A 17,650-nucleotide genomic window follows, 5' to 3' on the forward strand; every position below is an offset into this window, starting at 1 on the left:
TTTTACAAAAAACACAAGTTATGAAATTTGAAAATTCACTGGAATTTGCTCAGCGCCTGGATAAGGAAGATGAACTGGCAAATTACCGGAATGAATTTATCTTCCCGAAAATCAAAGGTAAGGACGCTATATATTTCGTCGGAAATTCTTTAGGTCTGCAACCTAGAACTGCAAAAAAGTACGTAGATGATATTATGCAGGATTGGGCAGAATTGGGAGTTGAAGGACATTTTAAAGCTGAAAAGCCCTGGTGGGATTATCATGAACGATTTGCCGGAAAACTTGCCAGCGTAGTAGGTGCAAATCCTTCTGAAGTAACCGTGATGAATACACTTACTGTAAATCTTCATCTTTTGATGGTAAGCTTTTATAGACCTGAAGGCAAACGTTATAAGATCATTTGTGAAGAAAAGGCATTTCCCAGCGATCAATATATGATCTCCAGCCAGGTTCGTTTTCATGGATTTAAACCTGAAGATGCCATCGTAGAGATCAAAAAGCGGGATGGAGAGCATAATTTTAGAACAGAGGATATCCTTCGTAAAATTGATGAAGTGGGAGAGGAATGTGCTCTTGTACTTATTGGTGGGGTAAATTACTACACTGGTCAGGTCATGGACATGGATACTATCACTAAAGCAGGTCACAAAGTTGGAGCCTTCGTTGGTTGGGATCTTGCACACGCAGCCGGAAATATAGAACTAAAATTGAGTGAATGGAATGTGGATTTTGCCGCCTGGTGCAGTTATAAATATATGAATTCCGGCCCGGGAAATGCTTCGGGATGTTTTATAAACGAGAAGTACCACAACAAAAAAGATATTCCCAGATTTGAAGGTTGGTGGGGACATAATAAAGAACGACGATTCTTGATGGAGCCAGAATTTCAACCAGAACCCAATGCAGATGCCTGGCAAATTAGCAATGCACCAGTTCTTGCCCTTGCTCCATATCTTGCATCTCTGGAAATGTTCGCTGAGGTTGGAATGACTAGCTTGCTAAATAAAAGAGACAAAATTGTCGCATACCTAGAGTTCGTATTGCACGAGATAGACAAGGATGTGGACAGTACTTTTGAAATTATTACTCCTTCAGAACAGAAGGAAAGAGGAACCCAGCTTTCAGTTTTTTTACACGGTGAAGGAAAAGATATTTTCAATTATTTAATGGAGAATGGGGTGATGCTGGATTGGCGTGAGCCGAACGTGATCAGGTTAGCACCTGCACCTTTTTACTGTTCCTATGAAGATATTTATAGATTTGGTCAAATTTTGAAAGAGGGGATACTCTCAAAAAATAAGTCATAAAAAAAGGAGGCAAGTGCCTCCTTTTTTTATGACCTGTTTAGTTCTATTCTACTGTAATGTCATCAAAGAATAACTCAAAACTATCATCCTTAGATTTATGCATGGTAGCAATCTTGATACCTTTAAAATCTTTATAATCTTCCCAGGTTGTAGCCATTTCACGACCTCCATCTGAAGATTTGTAAACCCACTCACGAATCATGAATTCATCATCGAAATAGATATCGTAGCTATCACCCGGAGTGTAACCACCATCTTTTGGATAACTTACTGTAAGCATCTGCATTTTGTCTCCGCTAATTGGTGCTGTTGCTTTCTTTGGTTCACTAAGATCTGCCAATGACCATTTTAATTGAAAAGGGAACAGTAACCAGTAGGAATCATTCACAAACCGCTGATCGATATATTTTTTATCTTCAGCCAGGCTATCTTTTCTCGTATAACTCATCACAGAGTCATTTTCGGTTAGACTAATCTTGTTTGTTCCCACATTCCAGTTCCATCGTCTTTCAGATCTAATAGAATCGTTCACTTTTACATTAAAGGTGAACTTAATTTTTTTAATACTATCAAATTCTTTGAAGCCATTGACCATAGCGATCTTTTCATGAACTTCAAGGTTTGGATTCTCTTCAGGAGTTACCTCTTTCTTTTTGTCTTCGTTGCAGGAGATAAGCGCAATTCCAGCAAGAAATGTAAGCAGTAGTTTTTTCATAGTTCTAGTTTATTTAAATATAGTTATTCTTTTCATTATAGTGCATTAATGCTCATTCCACCATCAGCTACGATGTTCTGACCGGTTACAAATGAGGAAGCTGGCATTGCTAAAAATGCTACAATGCTGGCAATCTCTTTTGCTTCTGCAACGCGGTAAAGCGGAGTTCTGGAAATAATAGATTTCATTTTTTCCTCATTGTGCAGGTAGCCTTCAGTTAGTGGTGTTTTCGTAAACCACGGTGAAACTGCATTAACTCTAATTCCTTCTGAAGCCCATTCCACAGCAAGACTTCTTGTTTGTTGTAATAAGCCTGCTTTGGACATGGCGTAAGGAGTTCCTGTACCAACATCCTGAAGTGCTGCGGAAGATGCGACATTGATAATCGTAGATTCGCCTGAAATTTTCAGAAGAGGAAATAAGAGTCGGCTGAGCGTAAACGGAGCTAACAGGTTAATGTCCAGAACATTCTTATATTCTTCTTCAGAATATTCATGAGCCTTTTTCCGGATATTGATACCGGCATTATTAACGAGTACATCCAGACTACTCCAATTTTCAGAAATCCATTTTAGAACATTTTCAGAATCAGATAATTTTGAAGCATCAGCAACCAGGCCTTTCACTTGATAGCCCTGATCTTTTAATTCAATTTCCAGGTCCTGCACCTCCTTTGATGTTCTGGAAGTGAACAGTACTTTTGCACCCAATTCCAGGAATTGTTCTACACATGCTTTTCCAATTCCTTTCGTTCCACCGGTTACCAATACCTTTTTAGATGCTAATCTCCACATATTTCGATTTTAAACAGAAAACCCTTTGATCGCTCAAAGGGTTAGTATCAATTATATTGAATATTATAGTCTACGACCTGTAAGTAACTTGTACAGGATTAGTATTACAGCTACAACAATAAGGATATGTATGATACTTCCTAAATCTGGGAATGCAAAATATCCAATTAGCCATCCAATTACTAGCAATACGATAATAAGCCAAATTAAATCTCTCATAATGTTCTGGTTTTAGACTGGTTTTATCCTGCCTTTGGTTAATGATTTTTAGTTAGGTGGTTTAATAATTCCAAGACTAAATTAGATAAAGCATTAACCCACTGGTTTTCATTTAACCTTGATTTAACTATAAGTACTAAAAGCGTTCAGGATTTGATATTATTTCTCCCGCACGATTTCTTATTTTCTGCATTTCTTCCGGAGGCTTCTTTTCCAGTAGGCTCATCATCATATTCATCCTCTGGTTTCCGGCAAAATGTTCCCGGTTAGCATCCAGAAAATTCCAGTAAAGACTGTTAAATGGGCAGGCATTATCTTCGGTCTTCTTGCTTACTTTATAGTGACAATCCTTGCAGTAGTTGCTCATTTTATTAATGTAACTACCGCTGGAAACGTAAGGTTTCGTTGCAACAATTCCACCATCTGCAAACTGGCTCATTCCACGAGTATTAGTGATCTCTACCCATTCAATGGCATCGATGTAAATTCCCAGATACCACTGGTCAACTTCGTCTGGGTGAGTTTCGGTAAGCAGGGCGTAGTTACCGGTAATCATTAGTCGCTGAATGTGATGGGCATAGGCATTTTCCAGACTATTCTTGATAGAATGATGCAGGCAATTCATTTTTGTATTCGCATCCCAGTAGAATCCAGCTAGTTTGTTTTGATTTCGAAGTTTATTACTCCGGCGATAACCTGGCATTTCTTTCCAGTAAATACCTCTCATGTATTCTCTCCATCCCAGTATCTGCCGTATAAATCCTTCTACCTGCGAAATATCGATCTCGTCCTTATGGTCGTAATAATAGTTCAGAACAGAGTCTATGACTTCTTTTGGACTCAGCATTTTTGTGTTCATGCTGAAGGATAGTCGGGAATGGAACAGGTAAGATTCATCGGTATGCAAAGCATCCTGGTAATCGCCAAAATGTACCAGTAAGTTTTTACAGAAATAATTTAATACTATAAGTGAGTCTTCGCGAGAGGTAGGCCAGTTGTAATTATTCGCTTCAATAGATCCAAAAGTTTCTACACCAGCATTTTTAATTTCTTCAACTAGATGAGATACATCTTTACGGAAACCTCTTTCGTGTGGAATTTCAGGCTTGCCTTTCCATTTCTGCCGATTACTTTTATCAAAATTCCATTTCCCTCCTTCAGGATCTTTAGCATTGATCATTAAAATATTGTTTTTCTTCCGCATATCACGGTAGAAATATTCCATGGTCATTTGCTTCTTGCCTTCGTAAAACCTTTCCAGGTCGCTACGGGTTGTGAAAAAATGTTCAGTATCAAAATTGTTAGTTTCGATCTCCAGATTTTCGCACAAATCTTTTAACTGCTCATCAAGACGATACTCATCTGGTAATTGATATTGAAAACTTTCAAAATCATGTTTATCGATCAGGTCTTTTATGTTCTTTTCAAGATTCTGAGTATTATCCTCATGATCGATCTTGTAATAGATGACGCGGTGATCTCTCTCTTCCAGGTAGCTGGCAAAATTGCGCATGCTTCTAAAGAAACCTACAACCTTTTGGATATGATGCTTCACATAATCGGTTTCCTGTCGCATTTCCATAAAAAGATATGTCACATCTTCAAGGTCGTCTTTGAACCAGCTATGTTGATGATTTAGTTGATCACCTAAAATAAGTCTCAGCGTTTTTTTTACTTCAGCCATAAATCTTGATAATCGTTATCGGGATCGTAGCGATCTGCCTGACTTTTAATATTAAATTTTCTATCGCGTGGATCATTTCCGACTCCGCTATTGTACATCCAGTTTCCCCAGTTGCTATGCACATCATAATCTATGAGCAGACTTTCAAAATATGCAGCGCCTTTTCGCCAGTCGTGTTTCAGCTCTTTCGCTAGATAACTATTCACATTTTGCCTTCCGCGATTGCTCATAAAGCCGGTATGGTCGATTTCCAGCATATTGGCGTTGACAAAATCCTCTTTAGTTTCTCCATTTATCCAGGTTCTGAAAGTTTCATTATCATCATTCCAGTCGTGAGATTTTCCTCGAATTCCCTCTAATTGAAAAATCTTGTTCCCATGCTTAAGGGAGATGTACTTAAAGAAGTCGCGCCATATTAATTCAAAAATAAGCCAGTATGTACTCTGATTGCTTTTAATTTCTTTTTCATATTGCTTGACTTTGAAATAGATCTGTTTGGGTGAGATGCTTCCATTGGCTAACCATGCTGAGAGCTTAGAGCTGTAATCTGTGCCAATTAAACCATTTCTTGTTTCCTTGTAAGTTTCCAGGTTCCTCTGTTTAAAGAAGTATTGTTCAACTCTTTTTAATGCTTCATCTTCTCCACCGTGAAATGGGAATGCAGACCGCTCGTCGATTGTAAATTCGGTAAAATCGAGGTCTTTTAAACTCGGTATTTTGGTGTCATTATCAAACTCAAATGCTTCAATTTTTGAATTGGTAAGTAATTCTCTTACTTCTGTTTTCTTCTCACATTTTTTTCTGAATTCAGTAAATACCTTTGGAATATCATTAAAGGAATCATAGGGGATATCGTCAGGATGAAATAAAAACTGCTGATAATGATCTTTGAATTTAACATCAGGAATAGCTTCCTTCAGATTTCTTTCAACTTTCTTCTCTTCATCTGTCCACTCTTTCTGAAAGTAAATGGTGTCTATCTGATGCTCATTTGTAAGTTCAGCGATTCTAACTTCCGGTTTATTCTGAAAAACCAACATTGGAATATGTAACTTCCCAAGGTTATTCCGCAGATGATGAATAGTTTCTATCAGAAATTTTGCCCTGAATTTTCCGGTTTTTCGAAAGCCTATGTCCAGTTCTTCATAATGTCTGGGATCGAAACAGTATACAGCGATAACTCTATCGTGATTGCTTGTAGCAGTTGCTATTCCTTCATGATCCTGGGTTCTAAGATCATTTCTAAACCATATTAATCCTGTACTCATTTCTTATTTTTTCTGCATTTATCACTGCAATAGCGCACCTGTTCCCAATCTTTTTCCCACTTTTTACGCCACGAGAAAGGACGTTCGCAAACCGGGCAGATCTTTTGGGGCAAATCAGACTTCTTAATCGTTCTATTCGCCATCTTTACTAAAGAAAGATCTTACTTCCTGTCCTGGGCGGGCGTAATGAAATCTGTCAAGCAGGCTTGGCAGGGAATAGCCATCAAGACCATTTACAGCTACTGTACCAGCGTCATCTAACCTCAGCCAGCCATCAGGCATTTGAATGCCTTCATCAAAATATATGTGTTCAATAGACGCAACGACAAGTACGGTGTCATTTTCTTTGATATGGTATTCATTCACGAATTTGCAGCCCAGCTTTACTTCAGATTGCTTCACGTAGGGAGCATGCAATCCATCAAGATATTCCTCATCCAGACCTGTTTTGTTAAATTCTGAAATCTCTTCATCATACTTCGCTGCAGTTTGATGAGCTTGCTCGATCATTTTATCCTGAATATGATTGACCGTAAAGTATTCCGTCTCTCGAATATTATTATAGGTGTTTCGAGCAACACTCAGTGGCCTGGTCACAAAACCAAGCATTGCCGGGTTGCTGCCAATATGAGTCACCGAGCTAAATACGGCTACATTGGGATTTCCAGATTTAGATCTGGTGGCAATGAGGTTTGCAGATTTATATCCTGTACAACTATTTACAAGGTTCAGGCGGTAAATTTTTTCCATTTCCTCAATGTCTGAGGCTTTGATATGTTTCATAAAAAAAGGTCAGTTTTTTAGACTGACCTCAAGTTATCGAATGCTTTACTATAAAGCTGTTAATGGATTTTTAAATTAACTTTGATTTTCCATCTTGTTGATGGCCATCTCATATTCTTCCATTGCTTCTCTTACTGCATCTATGTTGTCTGACGCTTTTTGGTGAGCATCTTCCATAACCTTCTCCAGGTTCTTGTCTGGATGCTGGAACAAATCTGTGATCACATGGTTAATTTTATCGATTATACTGCTTTGAGTATTCTTGATATCCTCCAGTTTGTTCAATGTAGACCTCATGTGGTCTAGTTTTTCCTGATCCATAATAATAAATTTAGTTTATCTAATATACCACCTCGCCTTTATGAAGCATTACCAGTTAACAGCTTTTAGAACAGCTTTATCAAAAAATTAGGATTCACGTTGCTCCTCGTAAGCAGGGTAATCTATGTACCCTTTCTTCCCAGGTGTATAGAAAGTATCCTCATTATACTCAGCCAATGGCCATTTATTTTCAAATCTCTCAACAAGATCTGGATTGGAAATATACCATTTTGCATAACTTACAAGATCTGCATCTCCATCTTCTATAACTTTGTTTCCAGATTCTCTGTCAAAACCGGCATTGATCATTAAAGTTCCTTTGTAGATCTTTCGATAGTGTTTCGCAATATCAGTTATAAGGTAAGGCACGTCGCTCACATCTGAGAATGGTTCTGAAAGGTGAACATAAGCCAGATCGTAAGCATTTAGTTTTTCCATAATATAATCAAAGGTCTCAATGCTTTCTTCTGAAGCTACAATTCCGAAGATCTTATGCAGAGAGGGATTGAATCTACAACCAATTCTATTTTCTGGCCACACTTCATTGATGGCATCCAGAACTTCAAAAAAGAATCTTGCCCTGTTTGGAATGCTACCTCCATATTCATCGGTACGCTGATTAGAATTTTTATTGAAGAACTGGTGTATGAGATATCCATTGGAAGAGTGAATTTCTACTCCATCAAAACCGGCATCTTTAGCATTTTGAGCAGCAGATTTAAACTCCTGCACAGTTTCCTGAATCTCCTGAAGGCTCATTGCTTTTGGATCAACGGTTTTTTCCTGACCATCGGGTGTGTACACGTCTGCATTTGGATTTATAGCACTGGGAGCAAGTGGCTTGTCTCCATTATGGAATTTAGGGTGTGAAATTCTACCAACATGCCATAGCTGAATAAAGATTTTTCCACCATCCTTATGAACTGCTTCGGTAACTTTCTTCCATCCTTCAACCTGTTCCGGCGAATGTATTCCCGCAGTATTTATATATCCAACAGCCCGGGAAGATACCTGTGAACCTTCAGAAATAATTAATCCGGCACCTGCACGTTGAGTGTAATAGGTTACATGCATATCTGTAGGAGCATTTGCATCATTCTCGGCACGGCTTCTGGTCATTGGCGCCATGATCACCCGGTTTTTTAAATTGAGGTCTCCCATCTGGTAGGATTGTAGTAAAGCTTGTTTTTCCATAGTCATAATTTAATTTTTCTTAAAATTACCAGTTTCAGGGTTTTCGGGGTGTTAATGAACTGGTAAATCAAAAAAGAGCTAGCGGAAAGAGACTCTAAGTCGTTGGGACTGCCAGTGAATTGAATATTATTGAGTAATTTCGTGATTCTAATTAATATATTTCTGGAGAGCATTTTACTTGCCAGGAATTAGTTTATACTTCATGCAAAATCAAAAAGAAGTAGCTATTGTAGGATCCGGACTGGTGGGATCTCTATTAGCCATTTTTCTTAGAAAACAAGGTTATAAAGTCACCATTTTCGATCGACGTCCCGATGTTCGTCTGGTAGAATTTTCCGGAAGATCTATAAACCTGGCCATGTCTAATCGCGGCTGGAAAGCTTTAAGAGAGGCTGGAATAGAGGATGAGATCAGGGAGTTGGCGTTACCGCTGGATAAACGGGCGATGCATGTAGACGACAAACCAGTTTACTTCCAGAAGTACGGAGAAGAGGGAGAAGCGATCTATTCCATTTCCAGAGGTATCCTTAATCGTAAGATGATAGATCTTGCGGAAGAAGCTGGTGCTGAATTCAGGTTTGAAGAGAAGATTTGGGATGTGGATCTGCCAAATGCTAAGTTGTATACAGGCGAATCTGAAAAGAGCGTCTGGAAAGAATATAAGTTCGATCTTATTTTTGGAGCAGATGGCGCGTTTTCAAGAACCCGTCATAAGATGCAAAGACAAAGCAGGTTCAATTATTCCCAACATTTTATTGATGTAGGATATAAAGAGCTTACAATTCCTGCGAATGCCGATGGATCCCATAAACTGGATAATGCTTCTTTCCATATCTGGCCTCGAGGTAATTTTATGTTGATCGCAATGCCCAATCTGGATGGAAGTTTTACCTGTACACTTTTTATGCCTTTTGAAGGAGATGTTTCTTTTGAAAGCATTCAAACAGAACAGCAGGCAGACCAGTTTTTTGAGCAGTATTTTCCTGATATTAAAGATGAAATATCGAATTTAAAGCGAGACTTTTTTAAAAATCCTACAAGTGCAATGGTAACGATCAAATGTTATCCGTGGTCTTATTTTGATAAGATCACTCTGGTAGGCGATTCTGCTCATGCAATTGTTCCATTTTACGGGCAGGGAATGAATGCGGGATTTGAAGACATTTCTGTTTTAAATGAAAAAATGAATCAACACAGGGATAATTGGGAAATTATCTTCGAAGAATATCAAAGAGAACGAAAACCTAATACAGATGCGATCGCAGAATTGAGCTATCGTAATTTTGTCGAAATGAGTAGTAAAACAGCCGATCCATCTTTTTTACTGCGGAAGAAAATAGAAAAGAAGTTCGCTCAGAAATATCCTGAATTATGGGTGCCTTTGTACTCACGGGTCACATTTTCAGACAAAGCTTATTCAGATGCGCTGGATATTGGAGATTACCAGAGAGGAATCATGGATGAAGTCATGAAAATCCCTGGAATTGAAGAAACCTGGGATTCTAAAGAAGTAGAACTTAAGATCAAGGATTTACTTAATAAATAAAAAAAAGCTGCCATCTGGCAGCTTTTTTTTAATGTGTATCCTTCTTAAGAATGTCCGGGAACTTTTCCTTAAATCGATTCAGCCTTGGAATTGACACATTCTGAATGTATGGATTTTGAGGATTATTTGCTTCGTAATTTTGATGGTAATCTTCAGCTACCCAGAATTTCTGAAAAGGCAGTATTTCTGCAGCAAGTGGTTTCTGGTAGTCTTTAGCAACTTCAATTTTCACTTCATTTATAATATTTTTCTGTTCTTCTGTTTGAAAGAATACGATCGAACGGTATTGTGATCCATTATCTGGTCCCTGGCCATTCACCTGCGTTGGGTTTTGAGAACCAAAGAATACCTGAACCAAGGTTTTGAAATCTACAACTTCAGGATCATAAATTACCTCTACTGCTTCTGCATGACCTGTTCTTCCAGTATTGCTTTCTTCATAGGTGGGATTCTTGGTATGCCCACCAGCGTAACCGCTTATTACTTCATCTACTCCTTCAATACTTTCATAGATAGCTTCAACGCACCAGAAACAACCACTGGCGAAATATGCCTTTTTCATCCCATCCTGCATCTCAACTTCTACCGGAGTAGCATTCGCAATTTCAGGTTTGGTAACAGATTGTTGGGTGTTTTGATTTCCACAGGCTAGAAGTACAAGGCTTATGAAATTAATAAATAATAGCTTCATGTTATTTAAGTTTATAAGTTCCTTCAAGAGTTTTCTTGCCTAACAATGCATATTCCACGGCAGTCTTACCATCGATTTGAAAACCCTTCCAGTCAAGTTTATATTCGTTTGCACTTACTTTGCTAAATGTAGCAACCGCTGTGCCAGTATCGAGATCATTCCACGGAATTTCATTCTGCTTACTTTTTACTGAAGCGCCTTTGTAGAAAACATGAATTTCATTACCTACTTTTTTAAAGTCGGCTTCCATATATAATTCATCGGGCTTCAGGCAAAGTTCTGAACTCTTTCCAGCTTCGACTTCCAGGCAGTAGCATTCGCAGTTAGTATCTTCAGCAAACGCGAGATTGGTATAAGTTCCAGAGTAATCTGTGTTCTTTTCTTTTGGTGTAGTTGTAGTGTCTTTGGTCTTAAGTTCTTCAGATTGATCTGAACTTTGTTCGTTCAAATCTTTAAAACCAGTTTCCTGAGTAGTAATGGTATCTTCCACCTTATTCTCATTTTCAGAATTAGCAGAATCCTTACAACCTGTCATAGTTAATATAGCCAGACAGATGGTACAGGTTTTAATTGCAGTGAGTAATTTCATAACGGGTTAAAGTTAGACTATAATTCATTGAAAAATTGTAAAATGAATGTTAATCCAGAGCCCGTGTGAATAGGAGAGTGGCTTAAAATTAGGCATAAAAAAACTGCCTGAAAAACTTTTGCTTCAGATCCTAAGATCTTACTGTTATTCTCCAGGCAGTTTAAAGTGTTGCTTAAGAAGTATTAGAACTTCTTGAACATTGATTCCATTTTTTCCTGCTCTTCTTTAGCTAGTTCTTCGTCTACCAGAATTCTACCACTGTGCTCATCTGTAATGATCTTTTTACGACCAGCAATTTCCATGATCACCTGTGGAGGAATAGTGAAGAAAGATCCTCCAGATGCTCCTCTTTCTACAGGAACCACGGCTAAACCATTCTTTACGTTTGTACGAATTCTTTTGTAAGCAGTAACAAGCCTGTCTTCAATGTTCTTTTCGTATTCCTTAGACTTGTCTATTAGTGCTTGCTCTTCTTTCTCAGTTTCCTTCAAAATTTCGTCAAGTTCACTTTTCTTATGCTTAAGGTGAGCTTCTCTTTCAGCTAATTTCTCTTTTGTTTGAGCAATAACTTCTTTCTTCTGCTCGATCTTCGCCTTGTACTCATTAATATGCTTCTCTGAAAGCTCTATTTCCAGTTCCTGGAATTCAACTTCTTTACTTAAAGCATTAAATTCACGATTATTTCGAACATTCTTTTGTTGCTCAGAATATTTTTTGATCGTCGTCTTAGACTCCTCTATCTGGTTCTTCTTGTTCTTGATATCATTATCAATCACTTCGATATCCGCATCCAGTTTTTCCAGGCGTCTGTTCAAACCTGCTACTTCATCTTCAAGATCTTCAACTTCAAGAGGAAGTTCTCCACGTACATTTCTAATCTCATCAATTCGTGAATCCACCAACTGAAGATCGTACAGGGATCTTAACTTCTCTTCTACAGTAACATCGTTTTTTTTCGCCATATTATAAATAATGTATTGGATTGGTATTTGTATCTGCTAAAATAAGTGCAAAACTACTAATTTTTTTGCTAAGAAAAGAATATAGTAAATTTTTTGTAAACTGTTCACTTTCATAGTGTCCAATATCTGCAACGACCAGCTTTTGCTCGGCTTTGTAGTAATCATGATATTTTAGATCTGCCGTGATGAATATATCTGCACCAGCACTTTTTGCATTCTCGATGGCAAAGGCTCCGCTACCTCCCAGAACAGCAACTTTTTTTATAGGTGATTTAAGTATTTCAGAATGACGAATTCCATTACTATTAAATGTTTCCTGAACTTGACTTAAGAAGCTTTTCCCATCTACAGGAGTTTCGAGTTCCCCAATCATGCCCATTCCTAGCTGCTGATTCCTGTTTTCAAGACTATGAATCTCATAGGCAACTTCCTCATAAGGATGACTTTGAAACAAAGCTTTCAATATTTTGGATTCGAGGTGTTTCTTATAGGTAATACCAATTTGCATCTCATCCTCAAAATGAATTGTGCCTTTTTCACCAACTACGGGATTTGAATCTTCGTTTCCTTTGAAGCTTCCGAAGCCTTGAACATTAAAACTGCAATTATCGTAATTTCCAATGTTACCTGCACCCGCCTGGAATAGAGCTTCTCTCACCTTAGCAGCATTTGAAACCGGAACATAAGTTTGCAGTTTTTTGATACTATCGCTTCGGGGGATCAGGATCTGCCTGTTCACCAGTCCCAGCTTTTCAGCGATCATATCGTTGACACCTTTGTGCTGATTGTCTAGAGCAGTGTGAATCGTATAGATCGCAATATCATTCTTAATTGCTTTAAGAACGGTACGCTCCACATAATTTTTCCCGGTTAGCTTTTTCAAACCTGAAAATATGATTGGATGAAAGCTTATGATCAGGTTGCAGTTTTTAGCAATGGCTTCATCTACGGTAGCCTCCAAAGTATCTAAAGTTATAAGTGCTCCTTTCACTTCTTCGGAAGCGTTTCCTACCAGCAAACCTACGTTGTCGAAATCTTCAGCATAATCAAGCGGTGCAAATTCTTCTATTATAGTAATTACTTCTTTAATAAGCATATTTTGATAATTTTGCCAGAAGCCTGGAAATTAAATTGTCTGCGTAATTCTCAGACTTCAGACTCAAAGATACTTATATTAAGCGTTTATGCCGAATCCCAGAAAATTGCTTTTACCTTTTTCCGTAGTCTACAAAACTGTGACTGGAGTTCGAAATCAATTATATGATCAGGGATTCTTTAATTCCTTGAAATTTGATATTCCTGTAATCGCCGTTGGAAATTTAAATATGGGAGGCACAGGGAAATCTCCCATGATCGAATATCTTATTCATCTGCTTTCGAAGGATGCTAAGCTTGCGACATTAAGTAGAGGTTATAAACGTGAGAGTTCAGGGTTCCAGATCGTGGAAATCAATGACACTGCGAGTAAGAGTGGGGATGAGCCTCTTCAGTTTAAGAATAAATTCCCAGAGATCACGGTAGCTGTAGATGCCAATAGGGTAGAAGGAATCAACAGGTTAAAAAAGTCCGGTTCCAATCTTATTTTGCTGGATGATGCGTTTCAACATCGAAAAGTGGAGGCGGGGTTGTATATTCTACTTACCTCTTATACCGACCTTTTTACAGAAGACTTTGTACTCCCTGCTGGAAATCTCCGAGAGTCACGTAAGTGCGCCAGTAGAGCCAATATAGTGGTGGTAACCAAATGTCCGCAGAATCTTGATGAAACTAAACAGGAAGAAATTCGGTCAAAGATCAAAGTATATTTTAAAGGACCGGTTTTCTTCAGTAGTATCATATATTCTGAACTGATCTTCGCAGAGAAAGAACGTAAGCTACTGAAGGATATCGAACAGAAAGATTTTGTACTTGTTACGGGAATTGCCAATCCCGATCCAATGATTTCATACCTGGCTGAAATGAATATTGAACTAAAGCATTTTAAGTTTTCAGATCATCATAATTTTTCCACAGACGAAATCGAAAACCTAGACACCTTCGAGAGTATACTTACGACGGAAAAAGATTACATGCGTTTGAAAAGTACAAAACTTGCCCGGAAGCTTTATTACCTACCTATTCAAACCAAAATAATTTATGATGCTGAAAAGTTTGATGAACTAATTTTGAGTTACGCACAAAAAAAATGAGGTGCGAAGCACCTCATTTTATCTTGGCTAATTCAAATTATATGTGTTTGTTGTCTTCAATATAATTCTACTAGCATTTACTTTACAAAGGCTGTGCCATTTTTCTAAACTGTTGTTTCTCTGGCAGCTAGATACTTGTTGATCTTGTGGAAGAACTCTTCTGTCTTATAAGGTTTGGGTATAATATCATTGAAACCGTTCATGTAAAATTCGTCTAGGTTATCATCTAGAGTTACTGCGGTTAACGCAATGATCGGTATGTCAGGATTGAACTTTCTAATTTCTATGGTAGCTTCTATTCCTGAGATTCCAGGCATATGAATATCCATAAGGATAAGATCAAATTCATTATTTTGAACTTTCTCGATCGCAATAGTACCATTGTCTGCGACATCACAGATCACTTTGTTTTTCTCAAGGATCTTGCGTGTGATCATTTGATTGATCTTATTATCCTCAACGATAAGGATATTTTTATCTTTCATAATATCGTTGGTAAGAACGATATCTTTAGATGGTGCTACTGGTTCAGCTGGTTTAGTTTCCAGAGTTTCAGCTTCAAATTGCAATTCAAAAGTGAAAGTAGATCCTTTGCCAAGATCGCTCTTCAGTTCAATTTCAGAATTAAGAAGACTTAGAAGGTTTTTGACAATGGATAAACCAAGTCCCGTTCCCCCAAATTTTCTGTTAATCTGGGTAGAACCTTGTGTAAAGTTTTCGAAGATTGCCTTTTGCTTCTCTTTACCAATTCCTTCACCATTATCCTTTATTTCGAATAGAAGAGAAACAAACTTCCCATCTTGTCGGGTTTTATTTACCGCGATCCAGATATCTCCATCTTCCGTAAACTTAATAGAGTTACCAATAAGATTGATGAGAATTTGAGAGACTTTTAGAGGGTCTCCAATCAGTTTAGCTGGAATGTCCTTATCATAGGAGAAATGTAATTTCGTATTCCTGTCGTCTGCGGAATTCTTTAACGCAATCAATACGTCTGAAATACGCTTTTCGAGATCAAAGTTAGTCTTAACGATTTCCACTTTGTTCGCTTCAAGCTTATTGAGGTCGAGTATATTATTGATGAGGGAAAGGAGATATTCACCTGAAAACTTTAATGAATTTAGATGCTCTTTCTGACTTTCTGTAGGGCTTTCTTCTAACAGTAAATGGGTTAGTCCTGTCACCGCATATAAAGGTGTTCTCAGCTCATGTGTTATGGTAGTTAAGAATTGAGCTTTTGCCAGAGAAGCTTTCTCAGCATTTTCCTTAGCCAGTATCAATTCTGAATTCTTCTTTTGAAGTAACTCATTCGCTCTAGCACGAAGATTGTTGTTTTTATATAAACTCAATGTTAGCAGCGAGAGAATTGTAATAAGAGCTACACTAAGTATTGTAGTTAGCTTGTTAACTTTTAGCGTCCTTTCATTTTCCGCCTGCTGTGCCGTTAGTTGATCTACCGTAGATTTCAAAGCAGAATTACCAAGTCTGGCATTTGCTTCAGTTGCAAGAGCTTCCTTATTAACATCGAAAATAGTTTCTCTTATCTTATTACCTTGTCGAAGTAATTCGAGTGCGCTGGCATAGTTACCTCTTTCCTGAGCAATTTCACTTAGCAAATTATAACTATACATGATCATACCCGTATAACCTGCTGCTTTTGATATTTCAAGCGATTTTTTAGCTGACTGCTCTGCTCGTTCGTAGTTTCCATCGTATTGAAATGCGCGAGCCAGGAAATAATTTAACCGGGTTTTTTCATATTGATTGTCCGAATCACTGAGATAGACTTCTGCGTTTCTTAATTCGGTCAGTGCTCTGGGCTTGGTGTTATTATCAGCAAAATAAATTACGGCTCTATTCAGGGCAATAATTCCTAGTTGTTCCCGGTTGTCTTGCTGGGTATAGTATTTTTCTGCAAGCACCAGGTAGTTTAATGCTCGATCAAATTCTCTTTTGGATGTAAGTATTTTGGAATAAAGTACATAAGAATAATTAAGGCCTGCGTCATCATTGATCTCTCTTTGAATGGACATAGCTCTATCCAACTGCGTTATACCTTTATCATATTCGTGCCTTACATGATACATACGACTTAGAATCGTACTGGTTAGCGCGATGTAACTCTTAGCGTTTATACGTTTAGATAATTTAAGTGACAGATCTAGTTGTTCCTGGGCTTTATCAAAATTCATGGTATTGATAGAACCCTCGGCTTCATTCAACAGTTTTTTGATCTGTTCAGGTTTTGGGTTTTCTTCATCGATCGTGGACTCTTGGAATCCAAAGATGGCGAAGCAACATACTAAAAGGATGAAACGCTTGAAGTTTTTCATTATGGAAAAATAGCTAGCAGCTTTAATAAGTTGTTAAATATAGCTATTTATCGTTAACAAGTGAAATTAAATCGATAAGACGATTAGAGTAACCAATTTCGTTGTCATACCATCCTATTAACTTGATGAGCGTACCATCGATGACTGAAGTCATTCCGGCGTCAAAAATGCAGCTATATTTATTATCAAGGATATCTACAGAAACTATGGGGTCTTCAGTATACTCCAGAATTCCAAACATCTCATTTTTTGCAGCATTCTTGAAAAGTTGGTTTACTTCTTCAATGCTCGTTGATTTTTCAACATTAAGTGTCATGTCTGTAAGAGATCCATTAGGAACAGGAACCCTGATTCCGCATCCACCAATGACCTCACTAAGGTCAGGGAAAATTCCTGTTAAGGCCTTCGCCGCTCCGGTGGTAGTTGGTATGATAGATTGTGCTGCTGCCCTACTTCTCCTTAGATCCTTATGAGGTTTATCATGTAAGCTCTGGTCTGATGTATAGGAGTGAACGGTTGTTATATAAGCCTGAGTAACTTTTAAGTGATCATGGACCACCTTGAGCATAGGGGCTGCATTATTAGTCGTACAGGAAGCGTTCGAGATGATTTTCTCGTCGCCCGTAAGTATATGTTCGTTTACCCCAAGTACGATCATCTTAATTTCATCGTCTGCTGGTGGAACCGAAAGTATCACCTTCTTTACCCCATCCTTCAGATGAGGTGATAGCGTTTCAGTAGTTTTGAATTTTCCGCTGCATTCTACCACCATTTCCACTCCAAAACTATTCCAGGGAATATCTGCAGGTTTTTCGAAATTCAGCAAAGGAATAGATCGACCGTCAACAATTATTTCACTGTCGCCCGCAGAAATATCATTGAATATTCTTCCGTGGATGCTATCATACTTGAGCAAATGTGCGAGACTGCCGGCATCATGAATATCATTGATGGCAATAACCTCAATCTCGGGATGACTCAGTAGAAGTCTGAAAAGGTTTCTGCCAATCCGACCAAAACCATTAATGGCAATTTTTACAGGACCCGCCATGTAA

Annotated in this window: 18 protein-coding genes; 3 read left to right on the plus strand and 15 right to left on the minus strand. The window is 38.1% G+C overall.

The annotated features are described in order from the left end of the window. Positions 1-20 precede the first annotated feature (20 nt). Positions 21-1,307: a kynureninase gene (gene kynU, locus ACSHZO_RS00870; protein WP_298246251.1), complete on the plus strand. Its 1,287-nt coding sequence runs from the start codon at positions 21-23 to the stop codon at positions 1,305-1,307. Positions 1,308-1,350: 43 nt separating this feature from the next. Here the strand turns inward: kynU and ACSHZO_RS00875 are convergent, their stop codons facing one another. From ACSHZO_RS00875 to ACSHZO_RS00915, 9 genes are all read right to left on the minus strand, one after another. Next, on the minus strand, positions 1,351-2,022 hold the full coding sequence (locus ACSHZO_RS00875) for a hypothetical protein (protein ID WP_298246252.1): 672 nt from the start codon (positions 2,020-2,022) through the stop codon (positions 1,351-1,353). A 35-nt stretch (positions 2,023-2,057) separates the two neighbouring features. Next, positions 2,058-2,816 carry an SDR family oxidoreductase gene (locus ACSHZO_RS00880; RefSeq protein WP_298246253.1) on the minus strand — a complete coding sequence of 253 codons (759 nt, stop codon included), beginning with the start codon at positions 2,814-2,816 and terminating at the stop codon, positions 2,058-2,060. Between the two features lie 63 nt (positions 2,817-2,879). Continuing rightward, positions 2,880-3,035, minus strand: a complete 156-nt coding sequence (locus tag ACSHZO_RS00885) for a lmo0937 family membrane protein (RefSeq protein WP_157514598.1) — start codon at positions 3,033-3,035, stop codon at positions 2,880-2,882. 136 nt (positions 3,036-3,171) lie between these two features. Beyond that, positions 3,172-4,719, minus strand: coding sequence for a cryptochrome/photolyase family protein (locus ACSHZO_RS00890; protein WP_298246254.1), 1,548 nt, complete (start codon positions 4,717-4,719; stop codon positions 3,172-3,174). Continuing rightward, positions 4,707-5,987, minus strand: a complete 1,281-nt coding sequence (locus ACSHZO_RS00895) for a DASH family cryptochrome (RefSeq protein WP_298246255.1) — start codon at positions 5,985-5,987, stop codon at positions 4,707-4,709. The genes ACSHZO_RS00890 and ACSHZO_RS00895 overlap by 13 nt, the downstream gene beginning before the upstream one ends. Continuing rightward, positions 5,984-6,130 carry a DUF2256 domain-containing protein gene (locus ACSHZO_RS00900; RefSeq protein WP_295180663.1) on the minus strand — a complete coding sequence of 49 codons (147 nt, stop codon included), beginning with the start codon at positions 6,128-6,130 and terminating at the stop codon, positions 5,984-5,986. Before ACSHZO_RS00900 ends, ACSHZO_RS00895 begins: the two co-directional genes overlap by 4 nt. Next, positions 6,120-6,770, minus strand: coding sequence for a flavin reductase family protein (locus ACSHZO_RS00905; RefSeq protein ID WP_298246256.1), 651 nt, complete (start codon positions 6,768-6,770; stop codon positions 6,120-6,122). Before ACSHZO_RS00905 ends, ACSHZO_RS00900 begins: the two co-directional genes overlap by 11 nt. 75 nt (positions 6,771-6,845) lie before the next feature. Then, complete coding sequence (locus ACSHZO_RS00910) at positions 6,846-7,091, minus strand: hypothetical protein (RefSeq protein WP_141876933.1); 246 nt, start codon at positions 7,089-7,091, stop codon at positions 6,846-6,848. 87 nt (positions 7,092-7,178) lie between these two features. Continuing rightward, complete coding sequence (locus tag ACSHZO_RS00915; protein WP_435066422.1) at positions 7,179-8,285, minus strand: alkene reductase; 1,107 nt, start codon at positions 8,283-8,285, stop codon at positions 7,179-7,181. A gap of 202 nt (positions 8,286-8,487) precedes the next feature. On the opposite strand from ACSHZO_RS00915, the gene ACSHZO_RS00920 reads away from it, so the two are divergent. After that, positions 8,488-9,831 (plus strand): FAD-dependent oxidoreductase, encoded by a 1,344-nt coding sequence (locus ACSHZO_RS00920; protein ID WP_298246258.1) that lies wholly within the window; start codon positions 8,488-8,490, stop codon positions 9,829-9,831. Positions 9,832-9,859: 28 nt separating this feature from the next. On the opposite strand, the gene msrA is transcribed toward ACSHZO_RS00920, so the two are convergent. The 4 genes from msrA to ACSHZO_RS00940 form a co-directional block, all read right to left on the minus strand. After that, positions 9,860-10,522, minus strand: coding sequence for a peptide-methionine (S)-S-oxide reductase MsrA (gene msrA / locus ACSHZO_RS00925; RefSeq protein ID WP_298246259.1), 663 nt, complete (start codon positions 10,520-10,522; stop codon positions 9,860-9,862). A gap of 1 nt (position 10,523) precedes the next feature. Beyond that, positions 10,524-11,111, minus strand: coding sequence for a hypothetical protein (locus tag ACSHZO_RS00930; protein WP_298246260.1), 588 nt, complete (start codon positions 11,109-11,111; stop codon positions 10,524-10,526). 182 nt (positions 11,112-11,293) lie between these two features. After that, positions 11,294-12,073, minus strand: a complete 780-nt coding sequence (locus ACSHZO_RS00935) for a zinc ribbon domain-containing protein (protein WP_295178830.1) — start codon at positions 12,071-12,073, stop codon at positions 11,294-11,296. A gap of 1 nt (position 12,074) precedes the next feature. Further along, a complete protein-coding gene (locus ACSHZO_RS00940; protein WP_298246261.1) occupies positions 12,075-13,169 on the minus strand; it encodes a Nif3-like dinuclear metal center hexameric protein in 1,095 nt (364 codons plus the stop codon). Positions 13,170-13,257: 88 nt separating this feature from the next. Between ACSHZO_RS00940 and lpxK the strand changes: the two genes are divergently transcribed. Then, positions 13,258-14,262: a tetraacyldisaccharide 4'-kinase gene (gene lpxK / locus ACSHZO_RS00945; protein WP_298246262.1), complete on the plus strand. Its 1,005-nt coding sequence runs from the start codon at positions 13,258-13,260 to the stop codon at positions 14,260-14,262. Between the two features lie 104 nt (positions 14,263-14,366). Here lpxK and ACSHZO_RS00950 read toward each other — a convergent pair whose 3' ends face one another. Beyond that, on the minus strand, positions 14,367-16,595 hold the full coding sequence (locus ACSHZO_RS00950) for a hybrid sensor histidine kinase/response regulator (protein WP_298246263.1): 2,229 nt from the start codon (positions 16,593-16,595) through the stop codon (positions 14,367-14,369). Positions 16,596-16,638: 43 nt separating this feature from the next. Continuing rightward, positions 16,639-17,646, minus strand: coding sequence for a type I glyceraldehyde-3-phosphate dehydrogenase (gap, locus tag ACSHZO_RS00955; RefSeq protein WP_298246264.1), 1,008 nt, complete (start codon positions 17,644-17,646; stop codon positions 16,639-16,641). Positions 17,647-17,650: the final 4 nt, after the last annotated feature.

It is taken from the genome of Christiangramia sp. 3-2217-3z, from assembly GCF_051195275.1.
Classification (GTDB): Bacteria; Bacteroidota; Bacteroidia; order Flavobacteriales; family Flavobacteriaceae; genus Christiangramia; species Christiangramia marina.

Coding starts and splice junctions, on each gene's coding strand:
- ACSHZO_RS00905 (WP_298246256.1), bottom strand. CDS start 6,770: ATGAAACATATCAAAGCCTCAGACATTGAGGAAATGGAAAAAATTTAC.
- msrA (WP_298246259.1), bottom strand. CDS start 10,522: ATGAAGCTATTATTTATTAATTTCATAAGCCTTGTACTTCTAGCCTGT.
- ACSHZO_RS00890 (WP_298246254.1), bottom strand. CDS start 4,719: ATGGCTGAAGTAAAAAAAACGCTGAGACTTATTTTAGGTGATCAACTA.
- gap (WP_298246264.1), bottom strand. CDS start 17,646: ATGGCGGGTCCTGTAAAAATTGCCATTAATGGTTTTGGTCGGATTGGC.
- ACSHZO_RS00935 (WP_295178830.1), bottom strand. CDS start 12,073: ATGGCGAAAAAAAACGATGTTACTGTAGAAGAGAAGTTAAGATCCCTG.
- lpxK (WP_298246262.1), top strand. CDS start 13,258: ATGCCGAATCCCAGAAAATTGCTTTTACCTTTTTCCGTAGTCTACAAA.
- ACSHZO_RS00885 (WP_157514598.1), bottom strand. CDS start 3,035: ATGAGAGATTTAATTTGGCTTATTATCGTATTGCTAGTAATTGGATGG.
- ACSHZO_RS00915 (WP_435066422.1), bottom strand. CDS start 8,285: ATGGAAAAACAAGCTTTACTACAATCCTACCAGATGGGAGACCTCAAT.
- kynU (WP_298246251.1), top strand. CDS start 21: ATGAAATTTGAAAATTCACTGGAATTTGCTCAGCGCCTGGATAAGGAA.
- ACSHZO_RS00930 (WP_298246260.1), bottom strand. CDS start 11,111: ATGAAATTACTCACTGCAATTAAAACCTGTACCATCTGTCTGGCTATA.
- ACSHZO_RS00910 (WP_141876933.1), bottom strand. CDS start 7,091: ATGGATCAGGAAAAACTAGACCACATGAGGTCTACATTGAACAAACTG.
- ACSHZO_RS00940 (WP_298246261.1), bottom strand. CDS start 13,169: ATGCTTATTAAAGAAGTAATTACTATAATAGAAGAATTTGCACCGCTT.
- ACSHZO_RS00900 (WP_295180663.1), bottom strand. CDS start 6,130: ATGGCGAATAGAACGATTAAGAAGTCTGATTTGCCCCAAAAGATCTGC.
- ACSHZO_RS00895 (WP_298246255.1), bottom strand. CDS start 5,987: ATGAGTACAGGATTAATATGGTTTAGAAATGATCTTAGAACCCAGGAT.
- ACSHZO_RS00950 (WP_298246263.1), bottom strand. CDS start 16,595: ATGAAAAACTTCAAGCGTTTCATCCTTTTAGTATGTTGCTTCGCCATC.
- ACSHZO_RS00875 (WP_298246252.1), bottom strand. CDS start 2,022: ATGAAAAAACTACTGCTTACATTTCTTGCTGGAATTGCGCTTATCTCC.
- ACSHZO_RS00880 (WP_298246253.1), bottom strand. CDS start 2,816: ATGTGGAGATTAGCATCTAAAAAGGTATTGGTAACCGGTGGAACGAAA.
- ACSHZO_RS00920 (WP_298246258.1), top strand. CDS start 8,488: ATGCAAAATCAAAAAGAAGTAGCTATTGTAGGATCCGGACTGGTGGGA.